The organism is Shigella sp. SIG3 (genome assembly GCF_053555855.1).
The window spans coordinates 1-1597 of the sequence record NZ_JBQZXE010000234.1 but is presented as its reverse complement, the minus strand read 5'-3'; the positions used below and the strand labels follow the sequence as shown (position 1 = coordinate 1597).

The following is a 1597-nucleotide window of genomic DNA, read 5'->3' as shown; positions in this document are numbered from 1 at the left end:
TGTTAATCTTTGCAGGGATTGCAGAGCATGGGATGACAATGGGTTATCACTAATATCTATTGAACATTCATTCCTCAGATTAAGAATGCTTTCCGGGATATGACTTATCTGATTTATGTCAAAATAACCGTTCCTTAAATTTTCCGGCAGGTATGGAATATCGGTTAACATATTGTCGATTGCCCATATGGAGTGAATGTTGTGAGGTAGAGGGGGGAGTTCACTAAGAAGATTCCCTATTGCGCTAATCTCTTGTAAAGAAAATGGTAAAGGTGGTAAAACTGCCAGCCCATTACATGATACATCTAATGTTTCCAGTAGTTCTGGTAAAACAGGAAGAGAACATAATTGATTATTTGAGACATGAAGCTCCTTCAAAGATATGGGGAGTGTGGGTAGTGTGATTAGTTGATTGTGGGACGCATTCAATAATTTAAGTCCTTGAGGCAAAGCAGGCAGTTCAATAAGTCTGTTATAGCTGACATTAAGTTGTGTAAGGGACGCAGGCAATGGGGAGATTAAGCTTAAATTATTTTTACTTATATTAATTGATTTAATTCCCGGGGGGATTTCAGGTAATGTTGTCAGGCCTAATTCAGACAAGTCCAGGTTCGTCTCTTGGTTTTGTAGACATGATACTAGTCGCTGAAAAGCGATGTCTCGTTGTTCTTCTTGTATGCGGTTGTTTTTCCATTCAGTCCAATGGGTTAGATAATTTTCATATGCGCGGCTAGTGTCGATTGAATAAGTGGAGAACGAATTTGAAATTAATCTGTGATTGTTATTTGTCGGGAGCATAAATATCAGGGCGTATTCTTTATGTTGAGAGGTGTTGGATTCTTTTTTATCTGCTTTGCAATGTTATTGATTCCCTTCAGCAGTAGACAGGAACTTCTGGAGGAGGCGGATATATAGTTTGTGTAAGCATATTAACTCCATATGTTATATATTGAAGAACTTCTGCTTTACACTATCCTAAACTGGATCGGTTTAATGTAAAAAAACGATACTTTTTGGGGGAGGGGGCAATTTTTCCTTAAGGTATGAAAAAAGGAGCTGAAGCTATATAATAGCTATTAATGCCACTGGTATCAGTGAATCATGTATATAAAAAACTGTGTTAAGGAGGCTGTCCATTAGCGGTTTTTTATTCTTCTGGAACCGCGGCATCTTTGCGTATCTTTTTGTCTTCTCACCGTCTGGTCGGTGTTTTGCTGAGACTGCTAATTTCCTGTCTTTGCTAGTGCTGTACTGGTACTGCCCAATCATGATTGGCGGGGGCGGGCGGAGTTGAGACCGCAGACACGTCGTATGCAAGAACGTGCTGCGGCTGGCTGGTGAACTTCCGATAGTGCGAGTATTGAATGATTTCCAGCCGTTACTGATTTTACGTGCTAATTAGTGAACAAACCACTCGTCAGCAGACTCCCAGGTATCTTTCAGAGTTTCCTGAACAAAAGTTTTAGCTGAATCTTTATCGGCGGTGCGCGTAACAGAAAGGCCATCGTTGCTGGTGGCTTTTACGATCACCTCTACATCGTCATAACGTTTACTGATGCGTCGGGTTAATTCTTCCTTTAACGCATCCACAGCACCG

At 40.8% G+C, this 1597-nt stretch carries 2 protein-coding genes; both read right to left on the bottom strand.

The window, feature by feature from the left end:
• Nucleotides 1–798 (bottom strand): leucine-rich repeat domain-containing protein (locus tag ACUU1I_RS20490; protein ID WP_449144225.1); only part of this gene is annotated, 798 nt, incomplete at its 3' end.
• Nucleotides 799–1398: 600 nt separating this feature from the next.
• On the bottom strand, nucleotides 1399–1597 hold a 199-nt coding region (locus tag ACUU1I_RS20485), incomplete at its 5' end, for a DinI-like family protein (RefSeq protein ID WP_052970471.1).